At 66.7% G+C, this 20,414-nt stretch carries 16 protein-coding genes; 10 read left to right on the top strand and 6 right to left on the bottom strand.

Annotated elements, in window-relative coordinates; translation table 11 throughout:
- Positions 1 to 129: 129 nt before the first annotated feature.
- Both MH112_RS08200 and MH112_RS08195 read left to right on the top strand, forming a co-directional pair.
- Complete coding sequence (locus tag MH112_RS08200; protein ID WP_296566319.1) at positions 130 to 1,236, top strand: glycosyltransferase family 2 protein; 1,107 nt, start codon at positions 130 to 132, stop codon at positions 1,234 to 1,236.
- Positions 1,233 to 1,601 (top strand): EamA family transporter, encoded by a 369-nt coding sequence (locus MH112_RS08195; RefSeq protein ID WP_296566316.1) that lies wholly within the window; start codon positions 1,233 to 1,235, stop codon positions 1,599 to 1,601. Before MH112_RS08200 ends, MH112_RS08195 begins: the two co-directional genes overlap by 4 nt.
- Here MH112_RS08195 and MH112_RS08190 read toward each other — a convergent pair.
- Together MH112_RS08190 and MH112_RS08185 are read right to left on the bottom strand one after the other, a co-directional pair.
- Complete coding sequence (locus MH112_RS08190; protein ID WP_296566313.1) at positions 1,576 to 2,346, bottom strand: hypothetical protein; 771 nt, start codon at positions 2,344 to 2,346, stop codon at positions 1,576 to 1,578. The two genes, MH112_RS08195 and MH112_RS08190, sit on opposite strands and share 26 nt — an antisense overlap.
- Before the next feature lies 1 nt (position 2,347).
- Positions 2,348 to 3,199, bottom strand: a complete 852-nt coding sequence (locus MH112_RS08185) for a GNAT family N-acetyltransferase (protein WP_296566310.1) — start codon at positions 3,197 to 3,199, stop codon at positions 2,348 to 2,350.
- 111 nt (positions 3,200 to 3,310) lie between these two features.
- Between MH112_RS08185 and MH112_RS08180 the strand changes: the two genes are divergently transcribed.
- Complete coding sequence (locus MH112_RS08180) at positions 3,311 to 4,723, top strand: hypothetical protein (protein ID WP_296566307.1); 1,413 nt, start codon at positions 3,311 to 3,313, stop codon at positions 4,721 to 4,723.
- A gap of 17 nt (positions 4,724 to 4,740) precedes the next feature.
- Positions 4,741 to 5,481: a hypothetical protein gene (locus tag MH112_RS08175; RefSeq protein ID WP_296566304.1), complete on the top strand. Its 741-nt coding sequence runs from the start codon at positions 4,741 to 4,743 to the stop codon at positions 5,479 to 5,481.
- A gap of 12 nt (positions 5,482 to 5,493) precedes the next feature.
- On the opposite strand, the gene MH112_RS08170 is transcribed toward MH112_RS08175, so the two are convergent.
- The 3 genes from MH112_RS08170 to MH112_RS08160 are packed head-to-tail and all read right to left on the bottom strand — an operon-like array spanning position 5,494 to position 10,930.
- On the bottom strand, positions 5,494 to 6,627 hold the full coding sequence (locus MH112_RS08170) for a glycosyltransferase family 4 protein (protein WP_296566301.1): 1,134 nt from the start codon (positions 6,625 to 6,627) through the stop codon (positions 5,494 to 5,496).
- Entirely contained in the window at positions 6,624 to 9,815 is a 3,192-nt protein-coding gene (locus tag MH112_RS08165; RefSeq protein ID WP_296566299.1) for a glycoside hydrolase family 99-like domain-containing protein, read from the bottom strand. Before MH112_RS08165 ends, MH112_RS08170 begins: the two co-directional genes overlap by 4 nt.
- A 23-nt stretch (positions 9,816 to 9,838) precedes the next feature.
- Positions 9,839 to 10,930, bottom strand: coding sequence for a hypothetical protein (locus MH112_RS08160; RefSeq protein WP_296566296.1), 1,092 nt, complete (start codon positions 10,928 to 10,930; stop codon positions 9,839 to 9,841).
- A 109-nt stretch (positions 10,931 to 11,039) separates the two neighbouring features.
- On the opposite strand from MH112_RS08160, the gene MH112_RS08155 reads away from it, so the two are divergent.
- The 3 genes from MH112_RS08155 to MH112_RS08145 are packed head-to-tail and all read left to right on the top strand — an operon-like array spanning position 11,040 to position 15,288.
- On the top strand, positions 11,040 to 13,040 hold the full coding sequence (locus MH112_RS08155) for a hypothetical protein (RefSeq protein WP_296566293.1): 2,001 nt from the start codon (positions 11,040 to 11,042) through the stop codon (positions 13,038 to 13,040).
- Positions 13,037 to 14,083, top strand: a complete 1,047-nt coding sequence (locus tag MH112_RS08150; RefSeq protein ID WP_296566292.1) for a hypothetical protein — start codon at positions 13,037 to 13,039, stop codon at positions 14,081 to 14,083. The genes MH112_RS08155 and MH112_RS08150 overlap by 4 nt, the downstream gene beginning before the upstream one ends.
- The gene (locus MH112_RS08145; RefSeq protein WP_296566289.1) at positions 14,080 to 15,288 is read left to right on the top strand and encodes a hypothetical protein; all 1,209 of its coding nucleotides are present in this window, start codon (positions 14,080 to 14,082) and stop codon (positions 15,286 to 15,288) included. The genes MH112_RS08150 and MH112_RS08145 overlap by 4 nt, the downstream gene beginning before the upstream one ends.
- Before the next feature lie 5 nt (positions 15,289 to 15,293).
- On the opposite strand, the gene MH112_RS08140 is transcribed toward MH112_RS08145, so the two are convergent.
- Positions 15,294 to 16,067 carry a DUF6270 domain-containing protein gene (locus tag MH112_RS08140; protein ID WP_296566286.1) on the bottom strand — a complete coding sequence of 258 codons (774 nt, stop codon included), beginning with the start codon at positions 16,065 to 16,067 and terminating at the stop codon, positions 15,294 to 15,296.
- 153 nt (positions 16,068 to 16,220) lie between these two features.
- Between MH112_RS08140 and MH112_RS08135 the strand changes: the two genes are divergently transcribed.
- The 3 genes from MH112_RS08135 to MH112_RS08125 all read left to right on the top strand — a co-directional run.
- Positions 16,221 to 17,948: a type I secretion system permease/ATPase gene (locus MH112_RS08135; protein ID WP_296566284.1), complete on the top strand. Its 1,728-nt coding sequence runs from the start codon at positions 16,221 to 16,223 to the stop codon at positions 17,946 to 17,948.
- The gene (locus MH112_RS08130) at positions 17,945 to 19,327 is read left to right on the top strand and encodes an HlyD family type I secretion periplasmic adaptor subunit (protein ID WP_296566282.1); all 1,383 of its coding nucleotides are present in this window, start codon (positions 17,945 to 17,947) and stop codon (positions 19,325 to 19,327) included. Before MH112_RS08135 ends, MH112_RS08130 begins: the two co-directional genes overlap by 4 nt.
- 219 nt (positions 19,328 to 19,546) lie before the next feature.
- Positions 19,547 to 20,414 (top strand): calcium-binding protein (locus MH112_RS08125; RefSeq protein WP_296566279.1); only part of this gene is annotated, 868 nt, incomplete at its 3' end.

Genomic DNA, 20,414 nt, shown 5'->3' with positions numbered 1-20,414 from the left:
GAGCGCGCGTTCCGTAATGGTGGAACCAGCCTTACGGTGAACGTGCGCTCAAACCGATGAAACTAGGCCATGATTCAACGTCCAGACGATTCCGTCGGATTGTGTCACGCCCTAGGGAGGCTGCGCCATATGTCGTCAATGGATCAGTTTGCGCGGCCCCACTATGTGCCGCCACAGGACCTGCGCAACCTGGAGCCCGCCCTGGAAGGGGCCGGGATCTGGCTGGTCATCCCCTGTTTCAAGGTCACCGACCACATCCTGCGGGTGATTGCCCGCGCGCCGGCCTGGGTGGAGGGCATTGTCTGCGTCGACGACGCCTGTCCCGATGGGTCTGGCGACCTCATCGAGGCCCAATGTACTGATCCCCGGGTGCGGGTGCTGCGCCTGGACGTCAATCAGGGCGTCGGCGGTGCCACCCTCTCAGGCTATCAGGAGGCTGCCCGCCTCGGGGGGCGGATCCTGGTCAAGGTCGACGGCGACGACCAGATGGATCTCAGCTATCTGCCCCAGCTGGTCACCCCGATCCTGTTGGGGGAGGCCGATTACGCCAAGGGCAATCGCTTTTCTTCAGTCAGCCACCTCCAGGCGATGCCGGGCCTGCGCATCTTTGGCAATGCCGGCCTGAGCTTCCTGGCTAAGCTCTCCACCGGCTACTGGAACGTGTTTGATCCCACCAACGGCTTCACCGCCATCGAGGCCAGTGTCGCGGCCCTGGTGGCCCAGAAGCCCGTGGCCCGCCGCTTCTTCTTCGAGACCGACCTGCTCTACCATCTGGGGACCCTGCGCGCGGTGGTCCGCGATGTGCCCATCCCCGCCCGTTATGGGGATGAGGTGAGCAATCTGAAGATCAGCCAGGTGATCGGCCCCTTTGCCGGCCGCCATCTGCGCAACTTCATCCGCCGGGTCCTGGGGCAGTATCTGGTCCGCGACTTCAATGTCGCCACCCTGGAGCTGATCTTCGGGACCCTGTTCTTGGGGTTCGGGGCGCTCTACGCCCTGAATTGGATGGCCGTGCGCGATCCCGGTCAGGCGGCCTCGGCCGGGGTGGTCATGACCGCCGCCCTGCCGGTGATCATCGGCGTCCAGCTGCTGCTTCAGGCCATGAACTTCGATGTGGTCAATGTGCCGGTCCGGCCGATCCACCCCTATCTGCGCACCCTGGCGCGGATCGAGGCCCAGGCCTTGGCCGATGGTGAGACCAGCGGCGGGGCGACGTCGGAAGAGTCCCAGTCATGATGGCCCTGCGCGACACGCTCCTGTGTCTGGTGTTCGCTGCGGCCCTGCCGCTCGGCCAGATCATGTTCAAGTGGGCGGCAATCTATAATGAGCGGTTGGACGGCCCGCTGGTCCTGCGTCTGGTGAAGAACCTGCCGCTCATCGGTGCCTTCTCCTGGTACGGGCTGACCGCGCTTCTGTGGTTCTACATCCTCACCCGGGTGCCCCTGTCCCAGGCCTATATCTTCTCGATTTTGGGCTCGGCCCTGGTGCCGCTCCTGGCCTGGATGCTGTTCAAGGAGCCCATGTCCTGGCGCTTCGCCCTGGGCTACGCCCTGATGCTGGCCGGCTTCATCGTGGTCATGCAGGCGCAGGGGCGGACCTGAGCACCGGCGGGGTCACCGCCGCCACTGCGGCCGCCACCGCCCCATAGCTCACCCCAAACCGACGCTCGTAAAGCAGATCGCCGTCGTGGGGCCGCTGGAACAGGCGGGCTGGATCAAGCCTTTGAACGCCATAGCCCCGCCGCAGCAGAAAGCCCGCGAACATGGACGGCCACAGGCCCAGCCAGCTGCTCGCCTGGGACGGGTAGCACCTGACCAAGAGCGCCCACTGCAGCCATTCCGCCGGGCTGAGCCTGAGCCGGCGCACGGGGCCGTTCTCCGGAATAGGCGCACAGGCCTGGAAGGGCAGGGTGCCCAGACCGCGCCGATTATAGAGGCTGAACTGTTCAATCGGGGTGCCCCGCTCGGCGGCCAGGGTCGCCGCCAGGGCCGCGCAGGCATCATGGTCGGGATGCCCACCCTCCCAGGCCGCGATCACGATCTGATCGATCTGCGCCACAGTCGCCAGCCGGCGGCGAAGGGCCTCCAGGCAGGCCGGCATATGCAGATGCACCTGACCATCCCAGGCACCGGTTCCCGACGCGGCGTAGTCGGCGCTGGAAGGTGGCAGGCCAAGGGCCAAGAGGAAGCTCCGCACCTCACCAAGCCGGCGGGCGGCCAGGTCTTCCCCCCGGTTCTCTGCCACATAGAGGAAGATCTGTTCGCGGCCCGCCGCCCTCGCCTCAAGGATCAGGGGCAGGGCCGCGTACTCATCGTCGCAATGGGCCAGGATGTAGACGACCGCCATCTCAGTAGGGATCGAAGTCGAGGAAGCTGATCACCGTGGATCTTGAGTCCAGGCTGCGGGGCGCCCGGCCGCTCAAGGGTCGATAGATCAGGTTCAGGGGCGAGGGGCGGAAGCGATCGGGCAGGGGAAGGAACCCAAGCCGTCCAAGGGGTATGCGCGGATCAAGCCCCAGGAACAGGTTCAGTCCCAGGCCTGGCGGTGCCGTGCCCGGCGCCTCAGGGCCTTCCACAAAGCCAGCACAGCGCACGCCTGGCAGATGGGTATCGGCATAGACGGTAGTGAGCGTTCCCCGCCGCGCGGTCCTGTAGGCCGTCGCCGGATTGGCCAGCCGCCAGCCCAGGGACGTCTCGTCCCAGAGTCCACAAAACTGCAGGTCGGTCGGGGCGAACTGGCGTGGCAGGCGGGCCAGCAGCCCGGCCTCCAGCCGGCCCACATGCTGGAACCCCAGCCGGCCCAGGAAGCCAGGTGTGCTCTGGGCATTGGCGACCCCGATCACGAAGTCATGGCCAAGTTCAGCCGCCTGCTCATAGGTGCGCCGGGCCAGCCGGGTGAACAGGCCCTGGCCCTGGAAGTCGGGGTGGGTGGCGGTATTGAGGGAGAGCAGCCCCTGGAGGATCTGGCCCTCAACCTTGGCCCTCAGTGGGCAGGTGACATAGTGGGCGGCCAGGGTGTCGCCGGACCAGGCGTCCGCCCCGACCACGTGTCCGGCCGGATTGTCCCGATAACGCCAGGCGATTGCCCCAGGGGTGAACTTCGGCGCGGCACCGAAGACCGCCGACAATAGCCCTGCATAGGTGCTGAGCGCCTCGGGCGCCGTCTGCGAGGCCTTGATTTCCAGGGAGGCGGTGTTCATCGCGGCCAACTGATCACGAATGGAGGCTCTCGCCAAGAAACCGCGATTGGCCCTTTGCGCTGAGGCGACCTGGCCTTACCAGAGGACGACCAGGGGGCGAGTTCGACGGCGATGATAACCTTCCCAAGGCCTGTATTCCGAGGACAGGGCTTTCCAGGCCCGTCGTTCACCGCCAGCCAAGCCCTGGGGGCCGTGCTGCTCACGGGCTATGTGCTGATGCTGGCGCTCAACCTGCCAGGGCATCTGTCCTACGACTCCCTGGCTCAACTGCATGAAGGCCGGATGCAGGTCCGGGAGACCTGGGGTCCAGCCCTCTATGCCTGGATCCTTGGCACGTTCGATTCGGTGTCTCCGGGGACCGGGCTTTATGTGGCCGCCAGCGGATTTTTGGTCACTGGCAGCCTGTTGTCCTTCCGCCAGCTTCGGCGGCATGTGTCCTGGGCCTCTGTCGTCCTTGCCGCCCTGATGGTGCTGACCCCCACCCTGCTGATCTATCAGGGTGTGGTCTGGAAGGATGTCCTGTTTGCCAACCTGGCCCTGGCCGGCTTTGCCTGCCTGGCCCAGGCCGCCCGGGTCTGGGATGGCCCCCGCCGGCCCTGGTGGGTTCTCATCGGCGCGCTCCTGGCCTTCGCCGCCGCCGCCCAGGTCCGCCAGAATGGTCTGGTGGCACCCGTATTCGGGGCCATGGCCCTGGCCTGGATCGCCTATGGTCGGGGCTGGCGCTCCAGCCTCGCCTGGGGACTTGGTGGACTAGCGGCCACCCTGGCGGTCTCCATGGCCATGGGTGCCCTGTCGCAGCCGCCGCAGGCAGGCCCCGACCAGGCCAGCGCCCGTGGCGTCCGCATTGTCGCACACTATGACATCATCGGCTCGGTTGCCGCCAAGCCGACCCTCCCCCTGGACGTGATCCGTGCCCACGATCCGGCCGCCGAACAGCAGATCCGCTACCGGGCGACCGCCCTCTACACCCCCGAACGGGTCGATTATCTCGGCCAGGATGACCAGATCGGCCTGGCGCTCTGGGGCCTGCCCAATGAGGTGGTGTTCGAGCAATGGGGTACGGTGCTTACCCAGCATCCCGACGCCTATATCAGCCATCGCTGGGAGGTGTTCCGCTGGGTGTTCGCCACCCCGAAGATCGATTCCTGTCTGCCGGTCTATGTGGGGGTGGCGGGACCCGAGACCCTGACCACGGCCCTCGGCATTGCGCCCCTCATGGAGCCCTCGGATCAGGCGCTCTACAACTACAGCACCTGGTTCCTGGACACCCCGCTGTTTTCTCACGTGTTCTTCGCCCTGATCGCCCTGGTATGCGCCGGTGTGCTCCTGTGGCGGCGGGAAGCGGCCGACATCATCATCGCCGCCATGCTGCTCTCGGCCCTGGCCTTCACCGCCAGCTTCGCCCTGATCTCCATCGCCTGCGACTACCGCTACCTCTATTATCTCGACCTGGCGGCCATGGCGGGGCTCCTCTACCTGGCCCTCGACCTGCCCTATGGCCGCCTGCGTCGGCGACCGCGCTGAACCCTGGGACATCGCCCATGAGACCCTGCGTCCCCCTGCTTCGCCTCCTGCCGGGGCTCCTCCTGTGCGCGGTCCTTCTGTCGGCCTGCGACAATCCCCGCCCCCGGGAGCCGCAGGTCAACCCGCGGCCCCAGCCGGCCGATGAACTGGCTCTACCGCCGGCCGCCCGCTCGGCGGCAGAGGCTGTGGAGCGGCCTGGCCCCTATGCCTGGGATGCCGACGCTCAGGCCTTCACCTTCCAGGGCCAGCGGCTCCGGGCGGGCCGGCTCTGGACCTTTGAGGGGTCCACAGATGGATTCGTCATGTCCGGCGGCGAGGTGGCACCCGCCGAGACCGTCGGTCTTCGCCTGGCCGCCCGGGCCTTTGACCCGGCCTTGCGGAGCCCCAGCGGCCTGGCCCTGGACGGGGCGCAGTTCAACCATGTTCTGGTCCGGGTCACCCGCCTGGCCCCGGCCTCTGACTGGGACGGGGCGCTGCATTATGTCACCGCCGCTCACCCCGAGGCTGCCGCCTACATGGCCAAGCCCTTCCAGGGGGAGACGCCAAAGGTCAATGAGACGGTGATCATGGCCTACGATATGCGCAGCCCTACAAAGGGCGGGGACGACTGGGTCTCGTCCCTCATCGAAAGCATTCGCCTGGATTTCGATGACGCGGCCGGGGGTGAGTTCCTGATCCACCAGATCGCCATCACCGAACCGCCTGGGCGGCCGTCACCCGTCAGCGCACCAGCCCCGGTCCTGCGCCCGGCCACCTGAGGCCGATCAGGCTCAGCGGGTGCGCAGGGCCTCCACGGCCTCCAGCCCTACGACCTTGGGATTGAGCTCGACGCGGATGCGGCGGCGGGCCCGCTCGGCCATGGCCCGGGACTCGGCTGGGCGGTCCATCACCTGCTCGATCAACCGACTGGCCTGGTCGACGTCCGGTTCAGCCCAGTGCTGGCCCTCGGGGAACAGATACTCCCCGGCCTGCACCGGGACCAGACGGTGATCCACCAGTAGAGCGGTGTCGGCGTCCATGAAGTCCATGTTGCCTGACCAGCCGGTGGCCACCACCGGGGTTCCCAGGGCCATGGCCTCAGCCAGGCCGCGGCCGAACCCCTCGGCCCGGTGCAGGGAGACAAACACGTCGACATTGCGGAACAGGTTCTTGACCTCGTTGTCCGACATCTCCTGGGTGATGGTCTGCACCCGGCCGTTCAGCCGGGCGATGCGCGCCTCCAGGGCCTTCCGCTCAGGGCTGTCAGGGTTGCCGCCCTTGTACTTGATCAGGGCATGCAGGGGCGCTTGAGGGCGACGACTCACCAGCTGTTCAAAGGCGTCGAGGACCGCAAAGGGGTTCTTGCGCGCCGCATACGAAGAGAAGTCGAAGGCGAACATCACCACGAAGGCGTGCTCAGGGATGTTGAACCATCGCCGCCCCAGAAAGGTGGAGAGCTTCATGTCCACGGCCAGGGGAATCCGGCTCACCTGGCGGCCTGTGGCCCGGGCAATGGCGTCCTGGACAAACCCCGTCGGGGCCCAGATCCCGTCAAAGCGGGCCAGTTTCTCCACCCAGGGCTGGGGATAGTCCGGCAATTCCCAGGCCGGGAAGATGATGTTGTGCGCCCGGGCGAAATCGGCCTCATCCAGCCGGGCGCAGACCTCGTCCACCTCATTGGCATTGATGCAGAACAGGTTCACCGACCGCGACAGCCTGCGGGTCACGTCAGGGCCATAGACCCGTTCCAGGTCGAGATCGCGGCCGCGGTCCAGGCCGTAGACATCCAGAAGTCCAGGCTTCAGGCCGGCCGCCCGCAGGGCCCGGACGGTGGAGCGCAGGTGTTCGCCCATGCCGATGGGGGCAAACGGATGACCTACCACCACCAGGTCCTCCAGCTCACCTTGCGGGGCTGGCGCGCTCATGGGCGGGGTTCCAGCAGATCTGCCTCAGCAGCGTTTTTCAGGGCTTCCAGCCAGCCATGGCCGAACCGGACGTCCGGCTCCAGATGCGCGCCCTCGGCCCACTCGTTCCAGGCGTTGATGAAGACGATCTGTTCCTCGCCGAAATTCTGGCGGCGGGTCTCGGCCAGCATGGCGGCCGTCCAGGCTTGAAACGCGCCGGGGCTGGCGTGATGGAAGACATAGGCGTTGTCCTGGCGCCTTGCGGTGTTGTCCCAAGACGGCGCGACCCCACGAAACCGGGTGTGGCCCGGGGTGGGTGCCTTGAGGAAATGCCGCACCAGCTCCCGGTAGTCGCTGACCACGCCTTTGAAGTCGCGGTTCTGCAGCGGCCCGGGCAGGCTGATGGGCTGGGCTGCCCCCATAGGCGGGAACTCGATGGCCGCGTCAAAGCCAAGCGCCGCCGGGTCGGGGTAGGTTCCGGCCACGTCAAAGGTCTCCACGAACGCCAGATAGATTTCTCCAAGGCCCAGGGTCCGGGCGGTCTCGCGCCAGGCCTTGGACCAGGCCGCCGCATCGGGCAGCAGGCCGGGGCGATAGATCACCAGCAGGGGCCGTCCATCGATGCGGATGTAGTTTGGCCTGGCCATCAGTGGGGCCATGTCCGTGATCAGCGCCACAGCGTCCTCCGGGGCGTAGGTCTGGGCCAGCAGCACGTCCTGCTCCTGGCCATCCCAGGTCCTCGTCCAGTTCTCGTTGGCCCAGCAGACGCAGAAGGGGAAGTCTGGTCCGTCTTCGTCCATCAGGTGGTTGAGGGGGGTCTCCAGCACCCGGCGTCCGCCTGAGAACCAGTAATAGTAAAAGCAGAACCCCCCGAGGCCGTAGCGCGCGGCCAGGGCGGCTTGGCGCTTCAGGGCGGCAGGATCTGACAGGTCGTAGAACCCGAGATCGGCCGGAAGGTGTGGCTGATAATGCCCCCGGTAGCTGGGCAGGGCCCGGGTGACGTTGGTCCACTCGGTGAACCCGGCCCCCCACCAGCGGTCATTCTCCGGGATGGCGTGGAACTGCGGCAGGTGGAAGGCGATGGTGCGGACCTGATTCAGGCTGTCCAATCGGTGGGCCCAGCGCTTGACGAAGCGCTGCTGATTGCGGGTCGCCAGCCGCAGCTTATAGCCGGCATCGATGGAATTGGCCGTGATGCTCAGGTGGTGGATGATCTCCGAGCGGGGCTCATAGATGATCTTCGCGCCCCGTTCCCGCAGGCGGAAACACAGGTCGGCGTCCTCGCAATAGGCCGGCGCGAAGGCCAGATCGAATCCTTCCAGCGCCTCGAAGTCCCTCCGCCGCACGGCCAGGCAGGCGCCTGAGGCGTAGTCCACCTCCCGCCGTACATTCCAGCGGGGCAGGTCGGGATCCTGGAACAGGCCGATCATTTCGCTGGACCCGTCGGGATTGATCCGGGCACCAGCCTCTTGCAACCGCCCGTCGGGAAACAACATTTTGGGCGCGACCGCCCCCACCGAAGGCTCGTCCAGGGTCTCCAGGAGGGGCGCAAGCCAGCCCGGCCTGACCTGCACATCATTGTTCAGGAAGATCAGGGCCTCGCCCCGAGCCGCGCTGGCGGCCCGATTACAGGTGCGAATAAACCCCATATTCTCGACGTTTTTGACGACTTTCAGCCCCATTATCGACGGTAGCACCGCGGCGGTTTCGTCGGTGGAGGCGTCGTCGATGACCAGGGTCTCAGCATCCTCCAGCCCCCCGGCCAGGGCCAGGGCCTCCAGGCACTCCAGGGTGAAGCGCAGGTTGTTGAAGGCCGGGATGATGATGGTCACCCGGGGCTGGGCGGGGTCCGGTAGTTTGATCCGCCGTGCAGCCGCAGCCAGGTCGCCGGTGATCGAGACCATCTTTGGCGGGGTGGGGCTAAAGCCTTCGATGCGCTCAGCCTGGATCCTGTTCCAGGTCCTGGCCAGGTCCTCATAGGCCTGCAGGTCATAGGCGGCGGGGTCCCGCTGGCGGCTGGAGGTCCGCAGCTGTTCAAAGAGGGCCGCAGCCCCCTGCACCCCAGAGCCGGGCAGGGGGGCGGGCTTGGCCCCGGCGTTCTGGGCCCAGTGTTCCAGGCTGCTGCAGTTGGCGTCAGCGGCGTCGGGATGGGCCAAAAGATAGGCCGCCTCGTCGAAGTCCGCCGCCGGCCACAGGCCCTGGAAGGCCCCGCGGGTGACATAGTCGCTCAAGGGGTCGAGGTCCCCGCGCTCCCCGGTCCCTTCTTGCTGCAGATAGTAGGCGGTGTCGAAGTGCGGGCCGGGGTCCCGGTGCTCCCGGGCCCCGAACCGGACAAAGTGGGCCAGCGGATTGAAACCCGGGATTTGCAGGTCGCGGTAGCGCTCGGCGTACCAGCTCCCGTCGAACAGGGGATGGGGATCGCGGCCCAGTGCGGCGCCACCGGTCACATAGTCCAGCAGGGGCGCTATCCCGGCGGCCGCCACCTCGGGATGGCGCTGAAGATACCAGTCATTGGCAAACAGCGGATGGGGATCAAGGCCCTGACGCCAGCCCTCGCGCAGATAATGGCTGAGGGGATCTTCGCCGCTGTCAGCCACCGCCTGGCACTGAGCCACATAGTGGCGGACATCAAACAAGGGATGGGGATCAAAGCCCTCGGCCGCACCGACAAGCAGATAGTGCTGCAGGACGCTAAGGCCGCTGGCCTCCACCGCCGCCCCGTGGCGCAGGCGATAGTCGGCGACATGGACCAGCGGGTGGGGATCAAGACCCGAAGCGTCGCCCAGGGTCAGGTAGTGGGCCAGGGGCGCCCAGCGCGAGCCGGCCAGCTCCGGTGCCCTGGCCAGATAGGCACCCTGATCGAACAGGGCCCGAGGCAGGGCCCCTTCATTGGGTCCAGCCTGAACATAGTCCCGCAGGCTTCGCGTCAGGCCAGGCTCACCGCCGAGACCGGAAAGGGTGTCTGGCCGCCAGACCCCCGACATGGAAATCAGCAGGGCTCGCCCGGGCCACTTCCCTCGGGCCAGGGTCTTGGCAAGACGTTGGGCCAGGCGAGGCAAAACCAGGGCGCTGCCCTGGCGCGCACGGGTCTCCCGAAACTGCCGCCAGCGCTCCGTCGCTGCCGCTGTGGCCACCAGATGGCCTTTGAGCCGCCGGGCAAGAAGCTCGGCGGCCTGATCGCTCGGCGAGGAAGGACTAGGGTCTGACACGGCGATCCGTCGCTAAGCGGGTTTCAGCTTTCGCCCAGGGTATGGTCGAGGAGCGCGTCCAGGGCTGAATCAAGCTGGCGCTGTACTTCGGCCTGAGCGGCGTAGGTGCTCTGCAGGGCCTCAAGTCTCGCCTCCAGGTCCTGGACTCTGGCCCGTTCAAAGCCGGCCAGTTGGCGGGCCTCAAGCAGTTCAGCCCGCGCCGCAGCAAGGTCTGAGGTCACGGGGGAAACAAACACCCCCATGGTCTGTTGCAGCTTCATGAGGGCTTTGGCGGCGGCGGCAAGGTCTTCCGGGGGCCTGGGCTGGTCGGCCGCAGCGGCCACGAACCAGTCAAAAACCTGGGCGGCCAGGGGACCGACCCCAGGGATCCTCGCCAGATCCTCGGCGGCCTCATTGTGCCGAAGCTCCTGGGTCAGGAATCGGTCAATGGCCTTGGCCGCCTGGGGTGTGAGGGCCGGGAGAGGGGCACCATGGGCGACTTCGATCCTCGAAACCTGCCCGCGCCAGTCCGCAAGCAGAGCGTCATAGGCGACAAAGGCCCGGGGCAGATCGCGGCTATAGGCTTCGGCTCCCAGCATGTAGGCCACCCAGACCAGCAGAGACTTTTCCACCGGGAATCCGTCCCGCCGGGCCAGGGAGCCGGCCACCGCCAGTGGGTGGCGCACCGGAATGACGGCCCGAACCGGCAGGCCCAGATCATGGAGCACCGCCCGCCAAAGGGGGCCAAGCACGCTGACCCGAGGGTCTTTCATCAACGGATGCCGTGCCCCGGCGAATTCCTCGTCGAACAGGTCAGTGGCGCGGGTGATCCAACGCTTTTCTTCCCGGGGCTCCAGGGCCCGATAGGGAAAGGCGAAGGGATCATCCCAGGCACTGCCGCCCGCGCGCAGCCGCTGATCGTTGAACACCGCAATACGCCAGGGTTCGAAGTAACCTTTGGCGTTATGCTCATCCCCCGGCATCACGTTCTCAGGCAGGTTGGCCCCGGACAGCGCCAGCACCTGGGTGATCGCTGAGGTGCCGGACCGGTGCATGCCGAGCACGAAATAGGCCGCCCGGCTCAAATCGGAGCTGGCGTCCTTAAGGTCCTCAGGCTGGCGGTCGGCGCGGGTCACACTAGGTGCTCTATGACCGCACGCGCCGCGCGGCAAGACGCGAACGCTGCGGTTGATCCCTTCGGCCATCTGTTGCACACAACCCTCCGGCCTCGACAGGGAGCCCCGCATGGCCGTCATGGTCGCCAAAGACCCGACCTTCGTACTGGTCAGCACAGCTCTCGATCCGGATTTTTACCGGCGCGCTTATCCCGATGTGGCCGCCGCCGGAGCCGATCCCTTTGCCCACTATGCTGAGGTCGGCTGGCGCGAAGGCCGCGATCCTGCCCCGTGGTTTTCCAGCGCCGCCTATCTGGAAGACCACCCGGATGTGGCGGCCTCGGGGGACAACCCCCTGGCGCATTTTCTGCTGATTGGCGCTGAGCGGGGCGCCAAGGTCCGCCCGTCGCCCCTGGCCGCTGTACATGCGCCCCTGGCCGCTACGCCGTCGCCCTGGACCTACATCCCGGCCCCGCGGACTCCGGTGCCTTCTGCAGTGGCGGTCGCTGTGGAGACGGACGCCGGGGAGACGGCGGAGGCGGCTCCGGCCGGAGCCGACCAGGCCGCCTACGCCCTGGTTGCTGACGCCATTGATCGCCGATTTTATCTGGCTGAGAACCCCGACGTCGCGTCCAGAGGGGTCGATCCGGTGGTCCACTTCATGGAGTCCGGCTGGCGCGAAGGCCGTGATCCTGCGCCATGGTTTTCGGTTTCGGACTATCTGGAGCTCAATCCAGACGTGGCGGCCTCGTCCATCCCACCGTTTGTGCACTATCTGCAGGCCGGTCGGCAGGAAGGGCGTCTGCCGCGGCTGGAGCTCGGTTTTCGCTATCGCATTCTTGCGGCCCTGCAGCCCCTTGAGGCGCGGGTCGAGGCGGCGGAGGTCTATGACACGCTGACGACGCCAGGGGCTATCGACGATCTCTCGGCCTTGCTTGCGGACTCCCGATCGGGCCTGCGGGACCTGCATCTGACCTTCAGTCATGACGACTATTCCACCAATCTCGGCGGGGTGCAGCTCTGCCTTCAGCGGGAAGATGCCGCCGCCGCCGCCAGCGGACGCGACCACCTGCACATCTATCCAGTCGACTCCCGGCCGCTGCTTCGCCGTCCCGGCCATGGGGAGCCGGTAGGTCTGGTCTGGAATGGCGTCCCTGTGGGCGTGTTCAGCGTCGCCACCCTGGTGGAGGGCCTGGAAACGCACCTGGCCGATGTAGCGTCTGGGCGGCGAAGTCTGGCGATCCACAGTCTGCTGGGGCACAGCGTCAGCGATGTTCTGGCCATCGTCCGAGCGGCTGGGATGAGCGCCGGCTGGTTCTGGGTGCACGACTTCGCCAGTGTCTGCGCCAGCTATCACCTGTTGCGAAATGACGTGGCCGACTGCGGGGCGCCGCCGGTGGGCAGTCCGGCCTGCGGGATCTGCGTCTATGGGGGACACCGGCAGTTTCACCTGGACGAGCACGCCAGGCTGTTTGCTGCCCTGGACCTGTCGGTGGCCGCCCCCAGCCAGGCCGCCCTGGACACCTGGCGCCGGGGCTCGGGCCTTTCGGCCCGCCAGATGATTGTCGCGCCCCTGGCGACCCTGGTGCCGCGCAGCTCATCGGCCAAGCCCGCCGAGACCGCGACAAGACCGTTCCGTCTGGCCTTTCCGGGCCTGCCCAGCCCCCTGAAGGGTTGGCCTGTATTCCGCGACCTCGTGCTGCGGTTCGCGGAGGACCCGAGATACGAGTTCCTGCACCTGGCCCGCGATCCGGCCGCAGGTCTGCCTCTGGCCTTCCATTCGGTGACGGTGACGCCGGAAAACCCTAAGGCCATGCAGGCGCAGCTGGAGGATCTGCAGGTGGATGCGGTCATGGTCTGGTCCCTGTGCCGGGAGACCTTTTCCTTCACCACCCATGAGGCCGCCGCCGCCGGCGCGGCCATCCTCACCGGTCCCGACAGCGGCAATGTGGCCGCCTTTGTCCAGGCCACCGGGCTTGGGGAAGTCATCGCCGATGAGGCCGCCTTGTTTGAGCTCTTTGACAGCGGTGAGATCCTGCGGCTGTCCCGCGCTCAGCGGAAGCCAGCCTTGGCCGAGCTGGTCCATAGTCGCCTGACCATCGACCTGCTCGACGGGGAGGCTGCCCGATGAAGGTGCTCTGCTATTCGAGCTTCACCTTCTCCTATCTGAATCGGGCGCGGGTGCTCTATGCGACCCTGCGGCGCTTTCATCCGGACTGGGAGCTGGTGGCGCTGATCACGGATGAGCCGCCGGCCGGCTTTGTCTTTGATCGGGCCAACGAACCCTTCGACCGGGTGGTCTATGCCCAGGACCTGGGGATCGAGAACTTCCGCAACTGGCTGTTCCGCCATGATGTGGTCGAGGTCTGTACAGCGGTGAAGGGGCCCTTCATCCATCAGGCCTGCACCCAGGCCGACATCGCCATCTATCTGGATCCCGACACCGCCCTGCTGGCCCCGCTGGACCCGCTGATCGAGATGCTGGGCGAGCACCAGATCCTGCTGACTCCGCATCTGATCGATCCCAACACCGAGCGCACCGCCATCCTCGACAATGACCTGTCGGCGTCGCGCACCGGCATCTTCAATCTGGGCTTCGTGGCCATCCGCACCTCAGGGGAGGGCGCGCGGTTCGCCAAGTGGTGGAACGACCGGCTGCTGGAATATTGCTACGACGATATGCCCAAGGGCCTGTTTGTGGATCAGCGCTGGTGCGACCACGTTCCGGCCCTGTTCGATGGGGTCAAGGTGGTGCGCGACCCGGGCTACAATGTCGCCAGCTGGAACCTCTCCCAGCGCAAGGTGACCATCGGCAAGGATGGGGCGATCCGCGTCAATGGCGCGCCCTTGCGATTCTGGCATTTCACCAAGCTGGGACCCACGGGCGATCTGATGACCAAGAAGTACGCCGGCGACAACTTCGAGGTCTATGAGATCTGGAACTGGTACAAGCGCCAGGTGGCGGCGGCGACCGACCCTGCCATCCCCGGCCGTTACTGGGCCTATGGTGCCTATGCCGACGGGACGCCCATCGAAAAGGCCCATAGGGTCCAGTGGCGCGATAGCCCGGACCTGCAGGCGCACTTCGAGGACCCCTTTGCCGCCGGCCCCGGCAGCTATCTGGAGTGGCTGGCCGCCCAGGGCCTGGCCACGCCGGCAGGAGCCGCCGCATGACCCCATCTGCCCCTGACGCGGTGGAAGCCCCGCACCCCCTGCTGGCCAAGACCCAACGTCTGGCCGACAAGCTCAAGCGGCTGGACGCCGCCCTGCTCGACGCAGAGACCGAAACGACCCTGACCCGCTCGCGCCTGACCTTGGCGCTATGGCGCGCCCTGGCCGGACGGGCCCTGGCCGAGCAGAGGCTGCGGGAGGACCGGGTCGCCCTGCACCGGCGTTCAGCCGTGCGCTGTCCCCGGCGGCACAACCGGCTGTCCAAGGCCATCGACAAGGTTCTACTTCGGCTGGGCACCCGAGGCCGGGCCAGGGTGGTGCTGAGATCTGGGCTTTGGATCAGTCCGGGCGGACATCCTGCGGTGTCACCGCTCACGGAAATCAACGCCTATATCGCCCAAGGCTCGGGACCCGATGCCGTTTCGGCCGTTCTTGTGGATCACGACTACTATCGGGCCATGAACCCTGATGTAGCGGGGGGTGCCGCTGCAGCCCTGTTGCACTATGTCGCCAATGGGTCACGGGAAGGCCGGGCACCGCATCCGTTGTTCGATGCCGCGCTCTACACCGCGCGCCATGGGGCTGAACTCCTGGCCTGCGGTCTTGGTCCCCTTGAGCACTACATTCGTGTCGGTGCCGCCGAGGGCTACGCCCCCCATCCCCTGTTCGACGCCGATTGGTATGTGGCCCAGGATCCTGAGTTGGCGGCCAGCGGGGCCAATCCTCTTGTCCACTATCTGACCATCGGCTGGCGGGTCGGGCTCAGCCCCCATCCGCTGTTTGCCGCAGACTATTACCTAGCCCAGTCGCCCCAGGCTGAGGGGCCGCCCCTGGTCCACTATCTGACCCAGGGCTGGCGGCAGGGGCTTAAGCCCCACCCGCTGTTTGATCCGGCCTGGTATCTGAGCCAGGATCCGGGGATCGCTGCCGCCGACCTGGAGCCCTTGACGCACTTTGTTCTCGAAGGGGCAGCCCGCGGGCTCGAGGCGAGCGGTTGGTTTTCTGGCGCGGCCCACCGTCAGGCCCGTGGGGCGGGTCTGGCCGAGGGGGCCAATCCCCTGGTGGACTATCTCACTGGTGGTGCCTGGTTGGCTGATGTTGCCCAGCCCGGCTTCGCGCCGGCCGCCTATCTGGCCGCCCATCCTGATCTGGCCGAAAGCGGCCTGACGCCCCTGGAGCACTGGGCGCGGCGCAGCCAGGGTCTCTGAGCGATTTAAGTGCAGCCCAGCTCTGTCAGGGCGCTGTGAATCTCGTCGTAATAGGCCGGCACATAGTGAAAGGGGCTGAGGCCCCACCGGTGAGCGGGATCGGCGATCTGGCTCTCGGGTCTGGCCCGCACCACCCGGGCGCCGGGGATCATCTCCAGGAAGTGCGCCTCATAACGGGCCAGCATGGCGTTGTGGGCCTCCAGGTCAGCCGGACGGCCGTCCCATATGTGAGGTTGGCCCTGTAGGAGCTGCACGCCCCCTGAGGACCTCGCCTGATGATCGGCCCACCGCGCCGAATGCAGGATGATCTGCGCCTCGCGCAGGATGGTCACCTGCAACAGGCCCGCCAATTGGGCAACCGCCTCACGCCAGAGCCGGTCACAGGCGCCCGACAGGCGCGGGATGGCTGTGGGACCAGCCAGGGCGGCTTGGGCCAGATAGCCGCCGCTTTCCAGTTCCCAGCTGTGGGTGATCAGAGCGCCTGAGGCCAGCCGCAGCAGGTCGAACCGCTCATCAATAAAGTCGAAGATCAGGTGGCTAGGGCGATGGGCCATCACCTGGGCCAGACCCGTCTTCTGCAGGTCGGCCTCCACGGCCATGTGCTGGTATCTGGTCAGGCCGGCCGGGGGGTCGGCTTGAGGGACATAGCCGGCGGCGGGGGGCGACAGCAGGCTCGCCAGGCTGGTGCGGGAAACATAGAGCAGGTCCTTGGGCGCGGCCTCGCGCAGGGGCCACAGGTCCCGGGTGATGCAGCTTCCAATCACAGCGATCCTGGCCATGAATCCTTCCCTGGGCCGGTTTCAACCCTGGCCTTAGCATGTTCCCCGCATAAGGGCGGCGCCATTGACTCCCCTGGCGAGCCTCGTCATGTCTCGCGGCCTCAATCGCCCTGGGATCCACGGGCGACCAGGCTCCGACGGACGCTCTTGCGCATGAAGATCCTCAATCCGTTTGCGTCCCTGCCCGACAACCTGCTGACGCGGGCCCTGAAGGATGGGGCCACGCCCCTGGCCTTTGCCGCCGGTTTTAGCCTGATCAGCAACCTGCTCTATCTTGCCCTGCCGCTCTACACCTTCCAGATCTATGGGCGGGTGCTGGCCAGCTACAGCTATTCCACTCTGGTGGTGCTGACGATTGGCGCCCTGCTGGTGTTCGTCATTTCCAGCGTGATCGACGAACTGCGCACCCGGGTGCTGATCAATTATGGCATCGCCCTGGACCAAAAGGTGTCCAGCCATGTGTTCGCCGCCATTTTCGAGGCGGAAACCCGAGGACGGGGACATGGGAGTGCCCAGCCCCTGCGAGACCTCGACAGCTTCCGGCAACTGCTGACCGGGGCGGTCTTCGGGGCGGTATTCGATCTGCCCTGGATGCCGATCTTTATCGGTATTCTGTTCATCATCGATCCGGCCGTGGGGGTCATCACCCTGATCGGGGCCATTGTGCTGTTTGGCCTCGCCATGTTGCAAGATCGCCTGTCGCGGCCCCCGCTGCAGGAGGCCAATGAGGCGGCCATCAAGGGCTATGCCTTTACCGACGCGGCCCTGCGCAATGGTGAGGTGGTCCGCGCCATGGGCATGCTCCAGGCCATTGGTGCCCGGTGGACGGCCTTTCGCGTCCTGTCCATCGAGCGAGGCGCCTGGGCCTCGCAACGGGCCAGCGTGTTCGGGAACCTGACCAAGTTCACCCGCATGTTCATCCAGATCCTGGTGATCGGGGTCGGGGCCTATCTGGTGCTGAACGGCACCATTGGTCCGGCCATGCTGTTTGCCAACATGATCCTGGCCAGCCGCGCCCTGCAGCCCATCGAGAAACTGGTCGGTGCCTGGGACGGCATCGTCAATGGCGGTCGGGCCTATGACCGGCTGAACCAGGCTCTGGAGGGCTACAAGCCGGCCGCGGCCACCACCACCCTGCCGCGCCCCCTGGGCCAGCTCAGCATCGAGGGGGTCAACTTCGCTCCCCCAGGCGCTGAGCGCTACGTCCTCCAGGGGCTGAACTTCAAGATTGAGCCCGGCGAGATGCTGGGGATCATCGGGCCGTCTGGGGCCGGCAAGTCGACCCTGGCCCGGCTGTTGGTCGGGGTGTGGCGGCCGAATAACGGCCATGTCCGTCTGGATGGCGCAGATGTGTTCTCCTGGAACCGGGCGGAGTTTGGTCGCCATGTGGGCTATCTGCCCCAGGACACCGAGCTGTTCGCCGGCACGCTGAGGGACAATATTGCGCGCTTCCTGCCTGACATCACCGATGAGCAGGTGGTCACCGCCGCCACCCTGGCCGATGTGCACAGCCTGATTTTGCGCCTGCCCAAGGGGTATGAGACCGAGTTGACCGATGGGGGCTATATGCTTTCGGCGGGGCAGCGCCAGCGGGTGGGTCTGGCCCGGGCCCTGCTGGCCGATCCGCGCCTGCTCGTGCTCGATGAGCCCAATGCCAGCCTTGACGCCGAGGGCGAGGACGCCCTCATGCGGGTCATCGACCTGCTGAAAGCCCGGGGCACGACCATCGTGGTCGTCTCCCACAAGCCCAACATCCTTCGCTCGGCCGACAAGATGCTGGTGCTGCGCGAGGGACGTATGGAGCTGTTTGGCCCCAAGGACGCCGTCATGGCCCGCTTCGCCCAGTCCACCCCCCCGCGGCCCGTCGAGGCCGGCCAATGAGATTCGACCTGGAGCCGATCAAGCGCATCCTGGGGCCTGTAGCGCCGGTCGACCCGCGCTTTGACGTGTCCGAGCCTGGTCCCGACAAGGCCCTGGACAAGCGCATGTGGCGGCCGATCCTCATCGGCTGCGTCGTGGTCGGCGTCTTTGTGTTTGGCGCCTTGATCTGGGCGGGCTTCACCCAGATCTCCTCGGCCACCTCGGCCCCGGCCGAAATGCGCGTCGAGGCCAGCCGCAAGACCTTGCGCCACCGGGAGGGCGGGGTGGTCTCCGAAATTCTGGTCCGTGAGGGCCAGCGGGTCACCGCCAACCAGCCGCTGCTGCGGTTTGATTCCGTCCAGGCCGCAGCCGCCGTTGACGTGCTGCAGAGCCAGCACGACGCCCTGTTGGCCCAGAGCGCGCGGTTTTCCGCCGAATCGGTGGGTGCCCGCACCCTGGTCCTGCCCGTAGAGCTCACCGCGCGGATGGCCGATCCCCGGGTGGGGGGGGTGATTCGGGATCAGCAACTGCTGTTCAACTCCCGCCTGCAGTTCTTCCTCAGCCAGGAGGGCGTGCTGGGCCAGCGGATGGACCAGCTGGCCACCCAGGTGGTCGGGGTTCAGGCGCAGCTGGATTCCATCGATGAACAGATCGGTTTCACCCGCGAGGAACTGGCCGGCTACCAGACCCTCTATGAGAAGGGCTACGCCCCCAAAACCCTGATCCTGCGCTATGAGCGCAGCCTGGCGGAACTGGGCGGACGTCGCGGCGCTCTGACCTCGGAGATTAACCGTCTTCGCCAGGCGCAAGGGGAGGCGCGCATGCAGCTGACCACCCTGCGCAACCAGCGAATCAGTGAGGCGGCCGAGGGCCTGCGCCAGATGCAGACTCAGCTGTCGGACGTCGGTCCCCGCCTGACGGCGGCCCAACAGGTGCTGGCTAGAACCACGGTGACCTCGCCGGTGGACGGCTATGTGCTGAACCTGACCCAGTTCACCGTCGGCGGCGTTGTGACGCCCGGCGAGCTCCTGATGGATGTGGTGCCTGCCGACGCCCCGCTGATCGTCCACGCCCGGGTTTCGCCCAATGACATCGACAGCGTCACCGTGGGCCAGGACGCCCGGGTATCGCTGACCGCCTTTGCCCAGAAGGCCCCGCCCCTGGAGGCGAAGGTCACCAGCATCTCCGCCGACCGGCTGGTGGATAGCCAGACGGGCCTTGCCTATTTCCTGGCCGAGCTGCGGATTGACCCTGCGGACCTGGCCAAACTGCCGGAGGGGGCGACCCTGACGCCCGGCATGCCGGGCCAGGCGATGATCGTCACCGGGCGCCGGTCGATCCTCAGCTATCTGGTCGGTCCGATCACCGACACCTTCGATGGGGCGCTGCGGGAGGACTAGGGCGGTATCAGGGCGGTCCCCGACCTGGGGGCTGCAAGCTTGGCCTTGGGCCTTTTTCGTATTGCGTATCGATCCGGCATCCGATACCTCTTGGCCGGGCTCGTTTTAACCTTCGCCACGTCCATGTGTAATGGCGCGGAGAGGGACCGCCAGGACCGCTCCATCCGAGGATGGTGGCCAGGCGTTCTGGGGTCCACGTGACACTGACTGGAGAGAAGAATGGCTGACTTTCAATTTGACACGATCACGGACGCGCAGGCCCTAGCCTACAACTCCGCGGCCGACTCCCTGGCGTTCGCGCCGGGCACCAGCGCTGCCAACATCACCGTCCTGTTCATTCCGGCCGCGGGCGCTGACCCGGCCCGGGTGAGCCTGACCGTGAACGGCGTGACCAAGGTCTTCGGCACCACCGCCGGCGGCACCGGGATCCTCGGTGAGGTTTTGACCACCACCACGGGTTCGCAGCTCTATGTCGGCACCGCCGGCGGCGACACCCAGGCGGGCACTACCGCCGCGGACGGCATGTACGGCAACGCCGGCGACGACAGCCTGACGGCTGGCGAAGGCGCCAACTTCGTGCAGGGCAACGCCGGTAACGACCAGATCACCGCTGGTTCCTCGGCCGACATCCTGTACGGCGGCCAGGGCAACGACACCATCACTGCTGGTGGCGGCAACAACTTCGTCCAGGGCAACCTGGGCAACGACTCCATCCTCGGCGGCGGCGCTTCCAACGCTGCTGAAACCCTCCTGGGCGGCGCTGGCAACGACACCATCACCGGTGGCGCTGGCTCCGACTTCATCAACGGCAACCTGGGTGACGACGTCATCCTGGGCGGCGCTGGCAACGACACCGTCCTGGGTGAAGCCGGCAACGACAACATCGGTGCTGAAGCCGGCAACGACTCGGTCGATGGCGGCGAAGGCAACGACACCCTCGACGGCGGTGACGGCAACGACACCATTTGGGGTGGCGCTGGCGCTGACGTCCTCACCGGCGGCAACAACAACGACTCCCTGCAGGGCAATGCCGGCACCGACACCCTCACGGGCGGCGCGGGTAATGACTCCATGTACGGCGGTCAGG

Source organism: Phenylobacterium sp. (assembly GCF_022402485.1).
In the GTDB taxonomy this organism is placed as follows: domain Bacteria; phylum Pseudomonadota; class Alphaproteobacteria; order Caulobacterales; family Caulobacteraceae; genus Phenylobacterium.
The sequence above is the reverse complement of the archived record's forward strand: the minus strand, read 5'-3'. Positions and strand labels throughout refer to the sequence as shown.